Origin of the sequence: Escherichia albertii NBRC 107761 = DSM 17582 (assembly GCF_000759775.1) — a bacterium.
In the GTDB taxonomy this organism is placed as follows: Bacteria; Pseudomonadota; Gammaproteobacteria; order Enterobacterales; family Enterobacteriaceae; genus Escherichia; species Escherichia albertii.
Genome location: NZ_BBMY01000095.1, coordinates 1 through 20,235 on the forward strand (window position 1 = coordinate 1; position 20,235 = coordinate 20,235).

12 protein-coding genes and 3 pseudogenes are annotated in these 20,235 nt (G+C 51.7%); 6 read left to right on the forward strand and 9 right to left on the reverse strand.

The features are described from left to right. Together EA14781_RS15795 and EA14781_RS15800 are read left to right on the forward strand one after the other, a co-directional pair. Positions 1–1,758, forward strand: a 1,758-nt coding sequence (locus EA14781_RS15795) for a tape measure protein (protein ID WP_042335883.1), incomplete at its 5' end; no start/stop codon positions are given. A 234-nt stretch (positions 1,759–1,992) separates the two neighbouring features. Continuing rightward, positions 1,993–2,763 (forward strand): annotated as a pseudogene (locus EA14781_RS15800) (phage baseplate protein). A gap of 210 nt (positions 2,764–2,973) precedes the next feature. Here EA14781_RS15800 and lafU read toward each other — a convergent pair. After that, a complete protein-coding gene (lafU, locus tag EA14781_RS15805; RefSeq protein WP_072243690.1) occupies positions 2,974–3,741 on the reverse strand; it encodes a putative lateral flagellar export/assembly protein LafU in 768 nt (255 codons plus the stop codon). Here lafU and EA14781_RS15810 point away from each other — a divergent pair. After that, a pseudogene (locus EA14781_RS15810) lies at positions 3,707–5,403 on the forward strand (flagellar biosynthesis protein FlhA); the annotation flags it as partial. The gene lafU and the pseudogene EA14781_RS15810 sit on opposite strands and share 35 nt — an antisense overlap. 116 nt (positions 5,404–5,519) lie before the next feature. Here the strand turns inward: EA14781_RS15810 and EA14781_RS15815 are convergent. Together EA14781_RS15815 and EA14781_RS15820 are read right to left on the reverse strand one after the other, a co-directional pair. Continuing rightward, positions 5,520–6,017: an REP-associated tyrosine transposase gene (locus EA14781_RS15815; RefSeq protein WP_000006235.1), complete on the reverse strand. Its 498-nt coding sequence runs from the start codon at positions 6,015–6,017 to the stop codon at positions 5,520–5,522. A gap of 278 nt (positions 6,018–6,295) precedes the next feature. Further along, positions 6,296–7,045: a C40 family peptidase gene (locus EA14781_RS15820; protein WP_069358538.1), complete on the reverse strand. Its 750-nt coding sequence runs from the start codon at positions 7,043–7,045 to the stop codon at positions 6,296–6,298. Positions 7,046–7,357: 312 nt separating this feature from the next. Between EA14781_RS15820 and dpaA the strand changes: the two genes are divergently transcribed. Then, complete coding sequence (gene dpaA, locus EA14781_RS15825; protein WP_001225662.1) at positions 7,358–8,098, forward strand: peptidoglycan meso-diaminopimelic acid protein amidase; 741 nt, start codon at positions 7,358–7,360, stop codon at positions 8,096–8,098. On the opposite strand, the gene EA14781_RS15830 is transcribed toward dpaA, so the two are convergent. Together EA14781_RS15830 and lpcA are read right to left on the reverse strand one after the other, a co-directional pair. Beyond that, entirely contained in the window at positions 8,069–8,836 is a 768-nt protein-coding gene (locus tag EA14781_RS15830; RefSeq protein ID WP_002430280.1) for a class II glutamine amidotransferase, read from the reverse strand. The two genes, dpaA and EA14781_RS15830, sit on opposite strands and share 30 nt — an antisense overlap. Positions 8,837–9,040: 204 nt before the next feature. Then, the gene (gene lpcA, locus EA14781_RS15835) at positions 9,041–9,619 is read right to left on the reverse strand and encodes a D-sedoheptulose 7-phosphate isomerase (protein ID WP_002430281.1); all 579 of its coding nucleotides are present in this window, start codon (positions 9,617–9,619) and stop codon (positions 9,041–9,043) included. A gap of 239 nt (positions 9,620–9,858) precedes the next feature. Between lpcA and fadE the strand changes: the two genes are divergently transcribed. Beyond that, on the forward strand, positions 9,859–12,303 hold the full coding sequence (gene fadE / locus EA14781_RS15840) for an acyl-CoA dehydrogenase FadE (protein WP_000973121.1): 2,445 nt from the start codon (positions 9,859–9,861) through the stop codon (positions 12,301–12,303). A 41-nt stretch (positions 12,304–12,344) separates the two neighbouring features. On the opposite strand, the gene ivy is transcribed toward fadE, so the two are convergent. Then, entirely contained in the window at positions 12,345–12,791 is a 447-nt protein-coding gene (gene ivy, locus EA14781_RS15845) for an Ivy family C-type lysozyme inhibitor (RefSeq protein WP_002430282.1), read from the reverse strand. 178 nt (positions 12,792–12,969) lie between these two features. Between ivy and EA14781_RS15850 the strand changes: the two genes are divergently transcribed. Further along, positions 12,970–13,740, forward strand: a complete 771-nt coding sequence (locus EA14781_RS15850) for an amidohydrolase (protein WP_000015782.1) — start codon at positions 12,970–12,972, stop codon at positions 13,738–13,740. A gap of 68 nt (positions 13,741–13,808) precedes the next feature. On the opposite strand, the pseudogene EA14781_RS23525 reads toward EA14781_RS15850, so the two are convergent. The 3 genes and pseudogenes from EA14781_RS23525 to EA14781_RS15860 all read right to left on the reverse strand — a co-directional run. After that, positions 13,809–14,142: pseudogene (locus EA14781_RS23525) on the reverse strand (ISAs1 family transposase); the annotation flags it as partial. Between the two features lie 591 nt (positions 14,143–14,733). Beyond that, positions 14,734–19,008, reverse strand: a complete 4,275-nt coding sequence (locus EA14781_RS15855; protein WP_000509155.1) for an RHS element core protein — start codon at positions 19,006–19,008, stop codon at positions 14,734–14,736. A gap of 75 nt (positions 19,009–19,083) precedes the next feature. Then, the coding region (locus EA14781_RS15860) for a type VI secretion system Vgr family protein (RefSeq protein ID WP_042335885.1) at positions 19,084–20,235 on the reverse strand (1,152 nt) is incomplete at its 5' end.

Here is a 20,235-nt window from a genome sequence, read left to right on the forward strand (position 1 = left end):
AGCAACAGAGCAATCACAGCAGCGCATAGCGTGAATATGAGCAAACTTCGTGACTTTAATCCTCTGCTTGAGAAATATTTTAGAAGCCAGTATTACAGCTTAAGCAGTAAATCCAAGACACTTGGAAACGAAGCTTTTAATCGTGAGTTAGCAAAATTAAATCAGTCTCTTCGTGAAACACTTTCTAAGTTTAACAAGACCACCAGCAAAAATAATCACAGTGAAAATGCTTCGAATGGTCTGGATGTATTAGCTACAAGTGCAATCAAAGCAGGTACAGCCATTTATAGTTTTCAGACAGCCTTAGAAGCTTACAAGAAGGTTATGGAGATTGGCCTGAAAAAAGAAGCATCACAACGAGCGGCACAATTTGTATTAGGCGATGAAGGCGCTAAACGAGCTACAGACTTCGTTAAGAATCTTGCTAATAATACAGGTGTAGACCAGATTGAAACATTAAGTAGCTTTGCTAAGTTTTCCGCTGGTGCTGGTGATATGAATGCAGACCAGAAAGAATCCTTATTTTCTAATGTGATTGGTACATCCCGACTAATGGGTTTAAGCACTGATGAAATTAACGGGATTCTGAAAGCTTTCGAGCAGATGGCGAGCAAAGGCAAGATTCAGGCTGAAGAGCTACGTGGTCAATTAGGTGACAGAATGGCAGGTGCTTTCCAGTTATTTGCCAGAAGCCTTGGGATGACTACCGAGCAATTAGATGCAGCTATGAAGAACGGTAAAGTTCTTTCTAAAGATGTTCTTCCTAAAGTATCCGCTGAAATGGGAAGGATGATTGATAAAGCTGGTGGATGGGAAAAGATTATTAACTCTACTCAGACGCAGTTAGGCCGCCTTTCTAATTCATGGAATAATAATCTGGCCTTAATGTTCGACGGTTCACAGGAAGGTTTAACAGACTTTACAAGGTCACTGACTAATTTACTTAATTCACTGGGTGGTCAATCTAAAAATCTTGGTGAACATTTTGGCGACTTGATGAAAAGTATGTCAAACGGTATTGATGATTTAACCACGATTAGCTACCGAGTGCAGGGATTCTTTGACAGAGTGACCCTTGCTTACAGAGAATTAAATGACACTCAAAAAGCTGTAGCTGATGGTATCGCAAATGGCCTGTTAAGTGCATTAAAGGGACTTGCTGGTATTGTCGCTGTAAGGTCTGGTATTGGTGCTGTAGGTGGTATCTGGAGCTTAATTAGGGCTATTTCCACGCTTGGAAATGTAGCAAATACAGCAGCAGGAAGAATTAATTCACGTTCCGGTAGTGTTGAAGGTGGTAAAGGAAAATTATCTGTAGCTGATGCAATTACCAAAGTAATGATTGTCGGTATGGCAACTGATGTGATTAACTCCATTGTTAAACCGTTCTATGAACGTCAGATGAGTAAGTCAGATAATCCAATTGATAAAGTTGTAAGGTCAAAGGTGGAACCCACAGACCAAGCATTGACTGGTGACATGAACTCTTTAGCCGCTGTTTTATGGGCTATGGTTCAGGGCAAATCAAAGGATGTTCCACAGTTTTCACCTGAAGCATTAAATAATCTGAAAGGTCGAGTGGAAACATTCACACAAGATTTAAAGGTTATCAAGCCGTCAGTAAATATTCAGCCTCAGACAATCAATATCACAACTCAGACGGTACTTGATGGAAAGGTTATTGATGAAAGAACCACATCGCATATTAATCGTATGCAGGAAGATACCTTGATTAGCTCAGCTTACCCAGAGGAATAAACAATGTTAGAACTACTAATATTTATTGCCACACATGGCAATCTATTAATCTTTATCTAGTATGACGATTCAACTATGAATAGTCGAATGCTACGTGAATAAAGCAAAGTTAATACCTGCACTGAAAAATAGAATTTACGTAGCTCACGCTTAACAGAGAAAACACTTATATATCAAAGGCTTGGATAAAAATGATTAAAATACACTAAGCCTTTGAAATCAAAGGAGAATTTAATGATTTACTCTAATCAGATTCGTTACACTGGCAAAGATGGTATCTATTTTCACTTAAGAGATAATGTAGATGCCTTCTTAACCTTATCAGCAACTGAACAGATGGAATATGACAGCCCTATGATGGTGACAACTCAGGCTATGCAATCGGGGCAAACTATCACTGATAATGTTCAGAGAGCACCTAAGACCATCTCTATTAGCGGTGTTGTAGTGGTTGATTCGACGGGTTCAGTTCTATTAACCAGACAGGGGCAACTTGTAGAAACCTTTATTTCTACGGTTGAACAATAGCGAGACCAGAAGCAAATCATCACTATTGTTTGTAAAGATGGAATATCTATCACTGATAGTATCATTACTCAGTTTAAAGCGAGTAAAGAGCATACCATTGCTAATGGTCTTCGTATTCAGATGACCTTCCAAGGTGTAGAGTTTCGTTCAATCGTAGGGCAAACTGATATTTCATCTGCTACTGGCAAGACCGCTACCACGAATGATGGCGGTTCTACCAGTAAAAAGAATACAGGGAACACTACGACAAGTTTAGGTAATGGTATGTTGATGTGTCAGGAGCTATATAATCGCTCTACGAGTGAACTTACTAATGAGCAACTTCAAGCCCGTATCAATTGTGGTAAAAATGTCAGAGTTGAGAACGGAAAAAGCACCTTCTCAGATGCCGCTAATGAGCAAGCTTCAAAGGTGCTTAAGTCGGGTAATGCTCTACGGAAGTTTAGCGTGAATCCGAATAAACGCGGCACTTACTGATTTTGCTTTTGTGTGTATAATCTCTTTATATGTATAAATTCACAGGGTGCATAAGAAAGTGAAGATTATGATTTTACGCATTGCTCACCTCTCAATACTGGTAAAGTATACAGTGTTTTTAGAGTTTGAGAAACGCATAAAAATTCTGCAATCAATCCCCTTTATCGCCGGATGCGCAGCGCTTATCCGGTCTACAGAAGGCCACTTTTGCTACCCGTTCTGCCTATCCAGTTTTTTCACCAGCGGCTGCACCACTTTATCTCCATGCTCACCAAAGTATTGATACAGCGTATCGGACGCGCTTTTGGTCAGCACCATAATCTCAATACGTCGGTTGCCCGCACTTTGCGGATTTTTCGCATCCAGCAACATCTGGTCCGCCATTGCGCTCACCTGCATCACTTTATCTTCCGGCATCCCGGCGTCTTCCAGCACCCGACGAGCCGAAAGCGCGCGGTCGCCCGAGAGGTTCCAGTTGTTGTAGATATTGTTTTTGTAGGCCATCGCGTCGGTATGCCCGGTAATAATAATTTTATTGTCGAGCGAGTCGAACACCGGCGCGAGCTCCACCAGCAGCGTTTTAAAGAACGGCATAATCTTTGCGCTGCCGCGTTCAAACATATTGCGGTTCTGATCGTCTTTAATCAGCACGCGTAATCCCTGTGGGACTATCTCCATTTCCAGATTCGCTTCCATATGGGCATGACGGGCGATGGTGTTGATACTGGTCGCAAGCTCGCCAAGCTCGGTGGCGGATCTCTTCTTCAACAATGCCGTTTTCTCATTCACGTCGCGCGCTTTTTTCTCCGTCTCTTCCGGTACCGCGACAGTAGCCGGTTTAGCCTTGCGAGTCGGAGTGATTTTATTTAACGGCGACAACCCGCCGCCATTGAAAATCGACTGTCCGTGTAGCGCGGCGATAATGCTCTCGCGCTCAGATTTACTGACGCTGTTGACAATCAACTTTATCGTCGTCACCAAAGGGGCCGAGCGTATTTCCGAGGTTTCTGCCCGCTTTACCCTGGACGCGATGCCCGGCAAGCAGATGGCAATTGACGCCGATCTTAACGCCGGGTTGATCAACCAGGCACAGGCGCAGACCCGCCGCAAAGATGTCGCCAGCGAGGCCGATTTTTACGGCGCGATGGACGGGGCATCGAAGTTTGTACGCGGGGATGCCATCGCCGGGATGATGATTCTGGCGATCAACCTGATCGGCGGCGTCTGTATCGGGATCTTTAAATACAACCTGAGCGCCGATGCCGCCTTCCAGCAATATGTGCTGATGACCATCGGCGACGGCCTGGTGGCGCAGATCCCTTCCCTGCTGCTCTCCACTGCGGCGGCGATTATCGTCACCCGCGTCAGCGACAACGGCGATATCGCCCATGACGTGCGCCACCAGTTGCTGGCAAGCCCGTCGGTGCTCTACACCGCCACCGGGATTATGTTCGTGCTGGCGGTGGTGCCGGGAATGCCGCACTTCCCATTCCTGATGTTCAGCGCCCTGCTTGGCTATACCGGCTGGCGAATGAGTAAACGCCCGCAAGCGGCGGAGGTGGAAGAAAAAAGCCTCGAAACGCTGACCCGCACCATCACTGAAACCAGCGAGCAACAGGTCAGTTGGGAAACCATTCCGCTCATTGAGCCTATCAGTTTAAGCCTTGGCTACAAGCTGGTGGCGCTGGTCGATAAAGCCCAGGGTAACCCGCTCACCCAGCGGATTCGCGGCGTGCGGCAGGTGATTTCCGACGGCAACGGCGTGCTGCTGCCGGAGATCCGCATTCGGGAAAACTTTCGCCTCAAGCCCAGCCAGTACGCTATTTTCATCAACGGTATTAAGGCCGATGAAGCGGATATTCCGGCGGATAAACTGATGGCCCTGCCCTCCACGGCATGCTGGGGAACGACCCGGCGTACGGGATGCCTGTCACCTGGATCCAGCCTGCGCAGAAGGCGAAGGCGCTGAATATGGGGTATCAGGTGATCGACAGCGCCAGCGTGATTGCCACTCATGTGAATAAGATTGTGCGCAGCTATATTCCTGATTTGTTTAACTATGACGACATCACGCAGTTGCATAACCGTTTGTCGTCGATGGCACCACGGCTGGCAGAGGATTTAAGCGCGGCGCTCAATTACAGCCTGTTGCTGAAAGTGTACCGGGCGCTGCTGACCGAAGGCGTTTCCCTGCGCGATATTGTCACCATCGCCACCGTGCTGGTCGCCAGTAGCACCGTCACCAAAGATCATATTCTGCTGGCGGCCGATGTACGCCTGGCACTACGGCGCAGTATCACCCATCCGTTCGTTCGCAAGCAGGAGCTGACGGTGTATACGCTGAATAATGAGCTGGAAAATCTGCTGACCAACGTGGTGAATCAAGCGCAACAAGGCGGCAAAGTGATGCTCGACAGCGTGCCGGTTGACCCGAATATGCTCAGCCAGTTTCAGAACACAATGCCGCAGGTGAAGGAGCAGATGAAAGCGGCGGGGAAAGACCCGGTGCTACTGGTGCCGCCGCAGTTGCGCCCTTTGCTGGCGCGCTATGCAAGGTTGTTTGCGCCGGGGCTGCATGTGTTGTCGTATAACGAAGTGCCGGATGAGCTGGAGTTGAAGATTATGGGGGCGTTGATGTAGACATCCGGCGCCAGCGCACAATTGCCGGATGCGGCGTGAACGCCTTATCCGGCCTACGGTTAAAGCACAGATTTGTAGGTCGGATAAGCGTAAGCGCATCCGGCGCCAGTGCACAGTTATAAAATGATACGCTCCCCGGCACTAAAATACGTTATGTCTCCCGCCCAATCAATGCGATATAACCCTCGCGCGACATCGCGATGAAACGTTGAGAATGGCCAATCACTCACCTGCTTTACCCAGCCATGTTTCACTGGATTTATATAAATATAATCAACATGATGGCGATAGTCTTTGGTATTGCGAATGGCATGCTCCCAAAAACGCGGTTGCCAGATATTTTTCAATCCACAAGCATGGGTGAATTGCTTTTTAATCTCCCGCCAGCGGGAGGAAAAATCATCATCGTTCTCGGGTAATGTCCAGATACAGTGCATATGCTCCGGCAAAACAACCCAGGCGTTAATTTCAAAAGGTCTGGCTTGCTTAACTTTAACAATAGCGTTACGAAGCGTCTGGTAATGGGTGGTCAAAAGCTGGCTTCGACGATTCCGTAAATTTACCGTGAAAAACCAGCTTCCCCCCTTGATGTAATAACGACGATATTCAGACATAACGACTCCTTTTTCTCAACGGTAAGAAGAAAAGGAAAAATCGACAATGACGTTGTGTTATATCGGGAAAGCGGCTCGCAAAAAATACGCAGGTTTTGTAGGCATGATAAAACGCACCAGCGTCGCATCAGGCATCGGCGCGCAGCTGCCGGATGCGGCGTAAACGCCTTATCCGGCCTACCGTTCTGGCGCAGGTTTGTAGGCATGATAAGACGCGCCAGCGTCGCATCAGGCATCCGTGCACAATCGCCGGATGCAGCGTGAATGCCTTATCCGTCCTACAAAATCGTCTCTTCTGTCAAAATCCGTCGCGCTCCCAAAAAATGGTCCTGCCAGAAAGGTTCGGCTAACCGACTTATCCGAATGGTTTCGCCGGTGCGCGGCGATTCGATAAATTGCCCATCGCCCAGATACACGCCCATATGGTCGGCAATCTCGCGGCTGTAAATATGGAAAAACAGCAAATCCCCCCGGCGCAGGTCGTTATTCGCCACAATCGTTGCCCGACGGTAGTGGTACATCTCATTAGCCGTGCGCGGGAGTTTCGCCTCGAGGACCTTGTTGTAGGCGTAAAAAACTAACCCACTACAGTCGAAGCCTTGAGCGGGCCGTGTACCGCCCCAGACGTAGGGCTTGCCAATCTGTTGCTCCAGACGGTGAATCGCCACTTCGGTGATGTTATGCAGATGGTCGCTGCTTAAAAAATGATTGTTCTCCGCCAGCGCCTGCCAGCGTCGGTCGCTCAACTTCAACGGGCCGGGAAACCATTCGGGATGCTGCTTAATCTGCGCCCGATTGTGCTGGCGTAGCGCCTTTCTGCTTTGTGCATCACCTTCCACAATGTAGCTGGCCTGTTTTTTCAGATGCGCCTGGTACCGCTTGAATAATCGCGCACGGTTTTGCATCCGCTGGCGGGCGGCGTAGCTAAAGGTAGTGTGTGAGGTAGTGGCGCTGGCAAGTAAAGGAAGCAAAAGGGACAAAGAAAACACGCTCAGGCACAGCAACCTGTCTCGAGAGAACAAAAACATGAAGAATATAAACCGGCTAAATTGAAGCGAGAATTTTAGAGTACCGGGAGGGAAAGCGGGATTATTAATTGCTTATTTGCATATTAATATCGGGGTTTCATAATCTTAGGAAATAAGTAATAAATCCCCCCTACATGCGCTTTTCGGACTTTTGAAAATCGCCTCTTATGCTAAATTTGTAAACCCTGCGCCGACAGGCTTGCGTAAAACTCTTTTGGTGCTAATGTGAGCGCTCCAAATCCAGAGTTTTCTGATTTGGGCTCTATTTTGCCGTCCTGGCGTGTATAACCGTTTTATCAAGGAATAAGCAGTATGCGTAAAATCGCATTCATTCTTGCGATGTTGTTGATCCCGTGCGTTTCGTTTGCCGGTTTGCTGGGCAGCAGTAGCTCAACCACGCCAGTGAGCAAAGAGTATAAGCAACAGTTGATGGGCTCCCCTGTCTACATTCAGATCTTCAAGGAAGAGCGAACGCTCGATCTCTACGTCAAAATGGGTGAGCAATATCAACTGCTCGACAGTTATAAAATCTGTAAATATTCCGGCGGATTAGGGCCAAAACAGCGTCAGGGCGATTTCAAAAGCCCGGAAGGGTTTTATAGCGTTCAGCGTAATCAGCTAAAACCAGATAGCCGTTACTACAAAGCAATTAATATTGGTTTCCCCAACGCCTATGACCGCGCGCATGGTTACGAAGGGAAATATCTGATGATTCACGGCGACTGTGTTTCCATCGGCTGCTATGCGATGACCAATCAGGGGATTGATGAGATATTCCAGTTCGTTACTGGTGCGCTGGTGTTTGGTCAGCCGAGCGTGCAGGTGAGCATTTACCCTTTCCGCATGACCGACGCCAATATGCAGCGCCACAAGTATTCCAATTTTAAGGATTTCTGGGAGCAGCTTAAGCCGGGTTACGACTACTTTGAACAAACTCGTAAGCCACCGATAGTTTCTGTGGTCAATGGTCGTTACGTGGTCAGCAAGCCGTTGAGCCACGAAGTGGTGCAGCCACAACTGGCATCAAACTACACGCTCCCCGAAGCAAAATAACCGCCACTCGCCTGGCATAATCTTTTGCCAGGTTTCATTGCCCGTCAGCGGCTGAGTCGCAATCACCGTGACCACATCATTCGGTGTGGTCTGCGAGCTAAAGTCGATTTCCATATCCTGATCCAACAATGTTGCTACGCCAAACGGCGCGCGGCGGGTGATCCAGTGCAGATTAGTCGAGCAATACGCCATTACATAGCGCCCATCCGAAAGCAGCATGTTGAAGACGCCCTTCTCACGCAGTTCATCCGCCAGTGAGGCGATATATTTAAACACCGCCGCCATGTTGCCTGGCGTGCGCGGGTAACGCTGCGTCAGTTTATACAACAACCAACAGAAGGCTTTTTCGCTGTCAGTTTCGCCTACCGGACGGAAGTTGCCGGTTTCCAGTGATTTGTAGCCTCTCAATTGCCCGTTATGAGCGTAGGTCCAGTGGCGTCCCCACAGCTCACGGGTGAACGGGTGGGTATTTTCCAGCGCCACCTCGCCCCGATTCGCCTGGCGAATATGAGCGATTACCGAGCAGGATTTTATCGGGTAGTCCTGGACCAGTTTGGCGATGGGGGAATTAAAACTGGGTTGCGGATCCTTAAATGTGCGACAGCCTTTACCTTCGTAAAAGGTGATGCCCCAGCCATCTTTATGTGGCCCGGTTCCACCACCACGCTGCACCAGTCCGGTGAAACTAAAGCAGATATCGGTTGGGACGTTGGCGCTCATCCCGAGCAGTTCGCACATCGGTAACCTCCACAACAGCGAGGGCGAATAGCCCCCGGCGAAGATTGATTTAAAGATTTTCAGGCCGAATGCGACATGAACGCTTTATTCGGCTTACGGTTCGGGTACAGATTTGTAGGCCTGATAAGATGCGCCAGCGTCGCATCAGGTATCAGCGAACAAATGCCGGATGCGCGTAAACGCCTTATCCAGCCTACGCAAGACTCACTTAACCATCTCTTTTTCAATTAACTGGATCAGGATATGGATAACTTTAATGTGAATTTCCTGAATACGGTCGGCATAGCCAAAGTGTGGAACGCGAATTTCGATATCTGCCGTGCCAGCCATTTTGCCGCCGTCTTTACCTGTCAGGGTGATCACTTTCATCCCCTTCTCACGCGCCGCCGCGATCGCCCTGATCACGTTCGCAGAGTTACCGGAAGTGGAGATCCCCAGCAGCACATCGCCTTCGCGACCTACTGCTTCAACGTAACGGGAGAAAATGTCGTTGAAACCAAAATCGTTGCCGACGCAGGAAATATGGCTAACGTCAGAAATGGCAATTGCCGGGTAGCCCGGACGATTTTCACGGTAGCGACCGGTCAACTCTTCCGCAAAGTGCATGGCGTCGCAATGGGAACCGCCGTTGCCACAGGAAAGCACCTTGCCACCAGCTTTAAAGCTGTCTGCTAACAGGACCGCCGCGCGCTGAATGGCGTGAATATTGGCGTCATCTTTTAAAAAGTTAGCCTGCGTTTCCGCCGCTTCGTTCAGTTCGTTACGAATAAGATCCTGGTACATGAGGATATCCTTCAGCATAAATGTAATAGACAAAATGCAGTGTACCGGATACCGCCATAAGCGAGAAGTCCAGGGCTGCGCAATGGCCAGGACTTTTTGACATAAAGTGTGGATAAAAACAGCAACAATGTGAGCTCTGTTGTAATTGCATTGTAAATACATTGCTAAATTATTTTACATCTACTACAACCATATCATCACAAGTGGTCGGACCTCCTACAAGTAAGGGGCTTTTCGTTATGATGATTTTGAGTATTCTCGCTACGGTTGTCCTGCTCGGCGCGTTGTTCTATCACCGCGTGAGCTTATTTATCAGCAGTCTGATTTTGCTCGCCTGGACAGCCGCCCTCAGCGTTACGGGTCTGTGGTCGGCGTGGGTACTGGTGCCCCTGGCCATTGTCCTCATACCGTTTAACTTTGCCCCTATGCGCAAGTCGCTGATTTCCGCACCGGTATTCCGTGGCTTTCGTAAAGTGATGCCGCCGATGTCGCGCACTGAAAAGGAAGCGATTGACGCGGGCACCACCTGGTGGGAAGGCGACCTGTTCCAGGGCAAGCCAGACTGGAAAAAGCTGCATAACTATCCGCAGCCGCACCTGACCGCTGAAGAGCAAGCGTTTCTCGACGGCCCGGTAGAAGAAGCCTGTCGGATGGCGAATGATTTTCAGATTACCCATGAACTGGCCGATTTACCGCCGGAGCTGTGGGCGTATCTGAAAGAGCATCGCTTCTTTGCGATGATCATCAAAAAAGAGTACGGCGGGCTGGAGTTCTCGGCTTATGCCCAGTCTCGCGTGCTGCAAAAACTCTCCGGCGTGAGCGGGATTCTGGCGATTACCGTCGGCGTACCAAACTCGTTAGGCCCGGGTGAACTGCTGCAACATTACGGCACTGACGAACAGAAAAATCACTATCTGCCACGTCTGGCGCGTGGTCAGGAGATCCCTTGCTTTGCACTGACCAGCCCGGAAGCGGGTTCCGATGCAGGTGCGATTCCAGATACCGGGATTGTCTGCATGGGTGAGTGGCAGGGCCAGCAGGTGCTGGGCATGCGTCTGACCTGGAACAAACGCTACATTACACTGGCGCCGATTGCGACCGTGCTTGGGCTGGCGTTTAAACTCTCTGACCCGGACAAACTGCTCGGCGGTGATGAAGATTTGGGTATTACCTGTGCACTGATCCCGACCACCACGCCGGGCGTGGAAATTGGTCGTCGCCACTTTCCGCTGAACGTACCGTTCCAGAACGGACCGACGCGCGGTAAAGATGTCTTCGTACCGATCGATTACATTATCGGCGGGCCGAAAATGGCCGGGCAAGGCTGGCGGATGCTGGTGGAGTGTCTCTCGGTAGGCCGCGGCATCACCCTGCCTTCCAACTCAACCGGCGGCGTGAAATCGGTAGCGCTGGCAACGGGCGCGTACGCTCACATTCGTCGTCAGTTCAAAATCTCTATCGGTAAGATGGAAGGGATTGAAGAGCCACTGGCGCGTATTGCCGGGAACGCCTATGTGATGGATGCGGCGGCGTCGCTGATTACCTACGGCATTATGCTCGGTGAAAAACCTGCCGTGCTGTCGGCTATCGTCAAGTATCACTGTACCCACCGCGGGCAGCAGTCGATTATTGATGCGATGGATATCACCGGGGGTAAAGGTATTATGCTCGGGCAAAGCAACTTCCTGGCGCGTGCTTACCAGGGCGCACCGATTGCCATCACCGTTGAAGGGGCCAACATTCTGACCCGCAGTATGATGATCTTCGGACAGGGAGCAATTCGTTGCCATCCGTATGTACTGGAAGAGATGGAAGCGGCGAAGAACAATGACGTCAACGCGTTCGATAAACTGTTGTTCAAACATATCGGCCACGTCGGCAGCAATAAAGTCCGTAGCTTCTGGCTGGGCCTGACGCACGGCTTGACCAGCAGCACGCCAACTGGCGATGCCACTAAACGCTACTATCAGCACCTTAACCGCCTGAGCGCCAACCTCGCCCTGCTTTCTGATGTTTCGATGGCGGTGTTGGGCGGCAGCCTGAAACGTCGCGAACGCATTTCGGCACGTCTGGGTGATATTTTAAGCCAGCTTTACCTCGCCTCTGCCGTTCTGAAGCGTTATGACGAGGAAGGCCGCAATGAAGCCGATCTGCCGCTGGTACACTGGGGCGTACAGGATGCACTGTATCAGGCTGAACAGGCGATGGACGATTTACTGCAAAACTTCCCGAACCGCATGGTTGCCAGGTTGTTGAATGTGGTTATCTTCCCGACCGGACGCCATTATCTGGCGCCGTCTGACAAGCTGGATCATAAAGTGGCGAAGATTTTACAAGTGCCGAACGCTACCCGTTCACGTATTGGCCGCGGTCAGTACCTGACGCCGAGCGAGCATAACCCGGTTGGTTTGCTGGAAGAGGCGCTGGTGGACGTGATTGCCGCCGACCCGATTCATCAGCGGATCTGTAAAGAGCTGGGTAAAAACCTGCCATTTACCCGTCTGGATGAACTGGCGCATAACGCACTGGCGAAAGGGCTTATCGATAAAGATGAAGCCGCCATTCTGGTAAAAGCGGAGGAGAGCCGCCTGCGCAGTATTAATGTTGATGACTTTGAACCGGAAGCGTTGGCGACAAAGCCGATAAAGTTGCCGGAGAAAGTACGGAAAGTTGAAGCCGCATAATGTAAAACGGAGCCGAAAGGCTCCGTTTCTTTATCTGCTAATTATTTAAAATTAAATCCATTTGGATGGTTTTCCAGGCTGCCGCTCAACGCCGCGAACAGCACTGTTTTACCATCAATGGAGAGCGCATCATCCACGTTCAGCCAGGTGAGTTTCTCTTGTGAAGTATTCTCATCAACAGTCGAGAACAGGCCAGCCATCTGATGAGATTTCTCTGACCACATTACCGCGATACGTTGCGAACCGCAGTCATGCGGTTTGCACGCGCTCATCACCTGATAAGATTCATTCCCCAATTTCACAGTTTGTGCGGGGGTATTCGTACCACCAGCCATCACCCAGGCCGGCAGTTTATGCCCTTGAACCATCTGATTAAACGCAGCTTTGGTGGCATCGCCTTTTGCCAGGCTGCTAATTGTTAAATCATCCTGCGCCATTGCACTGGTGGCGATGACCAAAGCGGCGACAGCCGTTATTGCCTTAAACATCATTCCTCCCGAGCTTTTCCACTCATGTTATTAACGTCCTAAAGATTGGCGATAACGCGGCAATTTGCAAATCAGATATTTCTAATATCAGCATTTGTTATCAATTTATTCCACGCTAAGGCAACAGCCTGATAAGGTGTTAAAGTTATAATCCCCCCGACTAAAGGAGTTGAACACCGTGTCTGGTTTGAAGATTACACTTTTGCAGCAACCGCTGGTGTGGATGGATGGCCCGGCTAACCTGCGCCATTTTGATCGTCAACTGGAAGGAATTACCGGACGCGATGTGATCGTTTTACCGGAAATGTTCACCAGCGGTTTTGCGATGGAAGCGGCGGTTTCATCGCTATCGCAAGATAACGTCGTGGGCTGGATGGCCGCAAAAGCACAACAGTGTAATGCGCTGATTGCAGGCAGTGTTGCATTGCAAACGGATTCTGATGCGGTTAATCGCTTTTTGCTGGTTGAGCCGGACGGCACGGTACATTTCTATGATAAGCGCCATCTGTTTCGAATGGCGGATGAGCATCTGCACTATAAAGCGGGAAATGAGCGGGTGATTATGGAATGGCGCGGCTGGCGTATTTTGCCACTAGTATGCTACGACCTGCGTTTTCCGGTATGGTCGCGTAATCTCAATGATTATGATCTGGCAATTTACGTTGCTAACTGGCCTGCCCCGCGCTCGCTGCACTGGCAGGCGTTACTGGCGGCACGCGCTATTGAGAATCAGGCATATGTCGCGGGATGTAACCGAGTGGGCAGCGACGGTAACGGCTGCCACTATCGCGGCGACAGCAGGGTAATTAATCCACAAGGCGAGATTATCGCCACCGCCGAACCGCACCAGGCCACACGCATAGATGCGGAACTTTCGATGATGGCATTACGGGAATATCGTGAAAAATTCCCGGCCTGGCAGGATGCGGATGGGTTTAGGTTGTTGTGAGTGGGGGTTATGTTTAGATCCAGGAGGCGTCTGGGTAAGCTTACGAAAGCCCGCTCCCCGCAAGGACGTGTTTTTCCATCCATTGTGATGACGTCTTTATCATCTGAAGAATGGCAGTCACGCATCCAGTTAATAAAGCACTCGTGAATTTTTGCAGGACTGATACAGGATATAACTCTGGCAATAGTATCATGAACAGGAATACCATTTTCAAAATCACCATATTGCTTCAAAAAATCGAGATGTGTTTCACCGAAACTCTCTATATCTTCATAGTCTTCTGCACCAGGAATGACGGCACAAATAGTCAATAGTAGAATATCTGACAATTTATGTTCTATTTTCCAGGCTTGTCTGTAATCGGGGATAAAAAATATGTTCCATCAATTTTTTAAGTTCCATTTTGTTTTCCTTATTTAGGCAAGGAGTATTTGATCATATGTAAGCGGTGAAAACACTTTTAGATAATAAGGAACACCTCAATTATTTAACATTTAGTATGAATTGTTTAGTTCAATAAAATGGTGTTATGTGATCTTTCCCTGCCTGAACACCTACCATATAAAGGAAACTTTATCATTACATATTTTTATGTTCACTCTTAATCAAAACTATGACAGTAAAATTAATTCAAACATTCCCAAACCTTACAAAGACAAATGTTAAAAACAACGGCATGACAACCAAAAAAAGTACCCAGCAATGTAAAAATATATATCTATAATATAATTACCGTGCAGACAACCAAAATAATAGTAAAACAAAAAAACATCACTAGCAAACTCAACAAATAAAATAAAGGAACTATAATGCTCTTACAAAACAATAATATTACAAAAAAAATCAAATCAACCACAAAAATAACCCACGCATTTACAAATACCGTTTCTATAACAGCCATTCCATGTGCATTAGCGACCACAGGAATAAACAACACACAGGATATATAAACACGCAGCCATTTCATTGATAGTCCCCCCCAATAATATAAATTCACTCACAAGGGCATCGAAAAAGATTGCCATCAGGTAGTTTACCACTTTGAAACCAACCCCATGCATCTCGGGTCGTTTTCATTAAATCAGAATCATCCGCAGGCTCTAATATTTCCGCATCACCCAACATATGAGCAATAGAAAGATCTCCATCCCAGACTTGAAAACCACTATGCGAAGGTGACGTTGCATCTTGAAGTGTATGTAGCCCAATGGTAAATTCAGTGAGTGCTTTTTTTCGGTTCCCTCCTTTTTGGGCTGCCCAAGCTTTATTAAACTGTTCTCTAACAAATTTATTTGATTGTTGGCAGGCATCCGATACACTTTGCTCAGGTGTCCTCATCGCATGTCTATAAGACAGAGGTATTGTTTGGTATTGAGCAGAGTCAGCCAAATAATGAGCATCAGATACGATACTTCGTTCATCCCATGTTAATTGTTGCCCAAACACTAAAAATCCTGCTCTTTGATGCACCCAAAATCCTGATTGTGATCCCCACAAGCCTAAAACATCTATTTTTTGTACTGGATTCAACGGATATTTATACAGGTTCCCTCCCCCCTTCAGCCCAATCGGATCCTGGGTGATATACCTCCCCTGCAACGGGTCATAGTACCGGTTGCGGTTATAATACAGCCCCGACTCCTCATCATACTGCTGCCCCGGCAGACGATACGGCTGTTGCAGGTGCTGCGGGTTTTCCTCTCCCAGCAGGTTCCCCCACTCGTCATACTCCCCGCACCACGCCGTTTCCCCTTCCGGGCTGATGAGCGCCTGCGGCAGTCCCCGGTGGTCACAGTGGTAAAGATGCAGCCTCCGCTCCGGGATGTATTCCGCCTCCATCTGGCTTTCCATCTGCGCCGCCGTCAGCCCGCACTGCGCAAGCCATGCCTCACTCTCCGCACTCACCGCACCCGCGCGCAGTTCCCGCTCCAGCCTTCCCAGCATCACCGCCAGCTCCGCCGGTAGCGTCACCCCCGTGTCCTCCTGCAACACCTCCGCCAGACTACGGTGCCGCGCCTTCGCCTGTTCGCCATTCTCTGTTTCGATGCGTATCAGCGGCGTGAAGCTCCCCGGCTGGTATACCGTCTGGATCCGGCTCTGTTGGGTCTGTACTGTGGTCAGCCGGTCCCCCTCCCACCCGTACCACGTCACCTCCGATTTACGCGACAGCGACATCCACCCCGTCAGGTCACGCTCCCGCCGCCACACCCGTTTTCCCGTCCGGCGGCCCAGCGGGTCGTAAAGGTAGCGGCTTTCGACCAGCGGCTCGCCGTGCTGTATCCGCGTGTAGAACACCAGGCGGTGCTGGCTGTCGTAATGGTAGTGGTGGGTGCGCTCGTCGTGCATCCGTATCACCCCTTCCGGGATACGGTCCGTCTTCTCCGCCAGCCTGCCGTACTCATCGTAGCGGTAGACATAGTGCGCATCCTCCGCGATGCGGTTATCCGGCCACGCCGTGAACGTACTGTCCGGGTGCAGCTCCGGGTCCGGCAGCCGGTTTCCTGCCGGGTCCGTCGCATACGGGATATCAATGTCCAGGTTCGCTGCCGTGGTGTTGACGCCCGTCAGCCTTCCCGTGTCGCTGTAACGGTACGCCCGGCTCTCCTGCGGGCCGCTGATACGCACCAGTTGCCCGTTATCGTTCCACGTATACTCACGGTCAAGCTGCGGGAGGTTCAGGTGCCTGCCCCGGAGCTGGCCTGTGAGGGTGTACGCCGTGACCTGCTCGTACCCCGCTGTACTGCTGTCTGCCCCGTTACCGAAGCTGCGCACCGTCTCCCGGTGCAGCCTGTCCCGCGTGTACTCAACCAGTGGCGTTCCGCCCAGCTTCATCCCCGCAAGATAACCGCTGCCATACGTCAGCCACTCCACCGACGGCAGTCCGTCCGGCTCCTGACGGTTCGCCAGCCCCTGTTCGCTGTACGCGTGCCCCGTCTCATGCTCCCACAGCATCTCCCCCGTCTCCGGGTTCTCCACCGTCTGCCGTTCGCCCGTCAGGCGGCCTTTATCATCATAGCCGTAGTGGACCGCCACACGGTGGCCTTCACTGGTATGGCTGAGGGTGGTTAGCCACCCGTGCTCATCATACTGCCATTGCTCCGCCGGGTCGCCGTTCACCGTCCGGTGCGTGATGCGGTCCGACGCATCGTAGTGCCAGAGGGTGATAAGTCCCTCGTCTTCACTCTGCGTGAGTTTTCCGGTCAGGTCATAGTGGTAACGCTGTGTCCTGCCGTCAAAGCCGCGCTGCTCTGCCAGGCGGTCCAGCACATCGTAGGTAAACTCACTCCGGCTGCCGTTCTCGTTGGTCAGCACGGTGATGCGCCCGGCAGCGTCATACTCCATGCTGCGCATCAGCCCGCCCTGCGTGGCGCTGATGGCTTTACCCCACGCATCATACTGTGTCTCACTGCGGCTGCCGTCCGGGGCAATGATAGCGGTGAGGTCGCCTGCGGCACTGTACTCATAACGGGTTTCACGCCCCTGCGCATCCTTCTGCCCCGTCAGCCTGCCGCGACTGTCATAGATAATGTAAATACTGAGGCCTTCCTCCCGGTGAACCGCTGTCCTCTGTCCGTACCGGTCGTACTCATACCGCGTCGTGTACCCCGAACAGTCCGTGAAGGCCAGCAGTTGACCGTAACGGCTCCATGCCATCTGTTTCGTACTGCCCGTCGCATCCTGTATCCCTGTCGGTAGCTCACTCGCCGGGTCATCATAGCTGTACCGCGTCGCCTCACCGCTGCGCGAGGTCTCCGCCGCCAGCCTTCCCTTCTCATCATACTCCCGGCTGCTGCGCAGCCCGTCCGGGTACGTCACTGACGTCACCTGCCGCTGGCTGTTGTAGCCATACCGTACCGTCCTGCCGTCCGGCCCCGTCACCGCCGTCACCGCGCCCGACGCCATATGCAGGCTGTACTCCGTCCGCCGTCCTGCCGCATCCGTCTGCGCCTTCAGCCTCCCAGCCTCATCATACTCACTGCGGGTGACGCTCCCGTCCGCATGCGCCTTCTTCACCACCCGCTTCAGGCCGCCTTCGCCTTCCGTGTACAGCACCTCCCGTCGGTTCAGGCTGTCCGTGATGGTCACGCGGTCCTGCCCGTACTCAAAGCGGTAGTCCAGCCCCTCCGGGTTGACCTGCTCCGTCACCCGCCCGGTATCATCATACCGGTAGCGGCTCTCCGGTCTCCCCGCATAATGGTGCGCCACCATCCGCCCGGTGTGTTCCGCATCATAAGTAAACCCGCGCACCTGTGTTCCGCTGCGGTCATACACCGCCAGCAGTTCACCATGGGCCGTGTACGTGTAGCGCGCCAGCGGCGCAGCCGGCAGTTCATCCGTGTATGCCGGGTCGTGTGTCAGCCATACCGCCTCCAGCCGGATACCATTATCCGTGCCATATCCTGTACCGGCGGGCAGTGTGTCGGGGAAAGCCGGAGAAGAGGAAACAGAACGGAGACTGGCTGGGGAAGATAAAGACGTGGCGCGCTGTTTACGGAAGGCTTCCGCCCGCTGCGCCTGCGTGCTCAGCGTCAGGTGAAAACGGCGGCCCGCGCCGTCCGTCACCCCCGTCACTTCGCCCTCCGCCGCCCGGTGAAAGGCCAGCGTCCGCCCGAAGCCGTCCACCACGCCCGTCAGCACCCGGTATACGGGCGGCTCCGGCGGCAGCACCTCATCCGCCTCCGGCACCCGCTCCGGCCAGCTGAGTATCCACCACGGCCCCTGAAGGCTGTTTGTTGCCAGGTACACATGCGGACTCAGGCGAACATCTTCCGGCAGTACCTGCCAGAGTGCGCTTAACGGCTGCGAGCTGTGCTGCTCCGCCACCCCGCCCCGCGCCAGCCAGAGTGACTCGCTGCGGCTGTAGCTTATCTCGCCGGGAAACAGCGACTCAAAGTGAATGCTCCTGCCACCGTTGTCGTTGAGTATCAGGCCTTCATCGCGTATCTGTAAGCGGATATCGAAGGGCGCTTTCCAGCCGGGGCCAAACACGCCCACCGGCGCAGGTGTCCTGGTCCGGTAGCTGCTGTAAGCGCGGGAAAGAATAAACGACAGCGGGCCGGGCAGCGCAAGGTCCGTCTCGCCCGGCAGCACCTTCGCACCCAGCAGCGGGTTCACCGGGTTGCCCTTCTGCTCCTCCACCGGGCTGTTGGGACACACCGAACAGGCCACTCCCGTCGGCGCGCCTATCAGCACACCCGCTGAACCCTGCACAATATCCAGTCCCTTGCGGGTCATGTCGCCCTGCCGCGCTGCCGGTTTTCCGCCCATGAATCAATTCCTTCTGCTTTTAATATGGTTCATCTGGTCACTGCACCAGTTCTGTTTTGATTTTCTGCACCGAACTTAATATTTCCGCATATCCGGCATTCCGGGGGGTAAATCTTTCGGCACCGGTGCATCCGGTACAGGTTGTGTGGCACCACAGTTCCAGTTAATCACCGGCGCATCACCGTTCACATCCGACTCCCCTTCCAGATGAATGTGTGTACCATTGAGAAATATGCTTCCGTCCTTCGTCAGTACCAGCCTTGCCTTACCACAGCAGAGCTCCAGATGCTCACCGGCAGAATAAACTGCCGTTTGTCCGCTGTTTTCCTTCATCGTCTTGCCCACCGTGAAGGTGACGTTATTCCCTACATTGACGCTGTAGCCCCTTCCCACCATCAGTGATTTATGCAGCCCCACCTGTGAGGACTGCAATAACGCCACCGAGGTATTCATGATGCCGCCTACCGTCGTCTGGTAAGCCACCCCCACCGTCAGCGCACGAATGATCCCCACCTTTTCAACCTGGTTTACTCCCACTTTGATAATCTGGTTACTGCCTACCGTTTCCACCTGGTTGACACCAACTGTCTGTATCTGATTAACGCCAATTTTCTGGATCTGATTATTGGTAACGGTGATCGCCTGGTTGTTACCTATTTTTTCGGCATGGTTGTTTATCACATCAGTGGTACGGTCATTGAGTACCTCGGTATCCATGTTCTTCTGCGCGTGGATGTAGACCTGTTCTTTCCCTGTCGCATCGTCAAACTTCAGTTCGTTGAACCCGCTGCCCATATAGGTCTTTGAGCGAATGGTCATCTGCGTTTTGGTGCCCGGCAGGCTGCCCGGCGAGCGGTTATCTTCATGGTAGGTGCGCCCCATAATGATCGGCTGGTCCGGGTCGCCGTTGAGGAAGTCCACGATCACCTCCTGGCCCACACGCGGTATCGCCAGGTTGCCGAACCCGGTGCCAGCCCACGCCTGCGCCACCCGTATCCAGCAGGAACTGTCCTGGTCTGACGGGTTATAACGGTCCCAGTTAAATTTCACCCGCACGCGGCCATGTTCATCACAGAAGATTTCTTCCCCCGCCGGCCCGGTCACCACCGCGCTCTGCGGGCCGTCCACCAGCGGTTTCGACTGTGGCTGCGGTCGCCATGTCCGGTCTGCCGGTATCACCGCAAAATGGTTATTCAGCGTGGTGCCGGAACCCCCACGTCCCGGTAT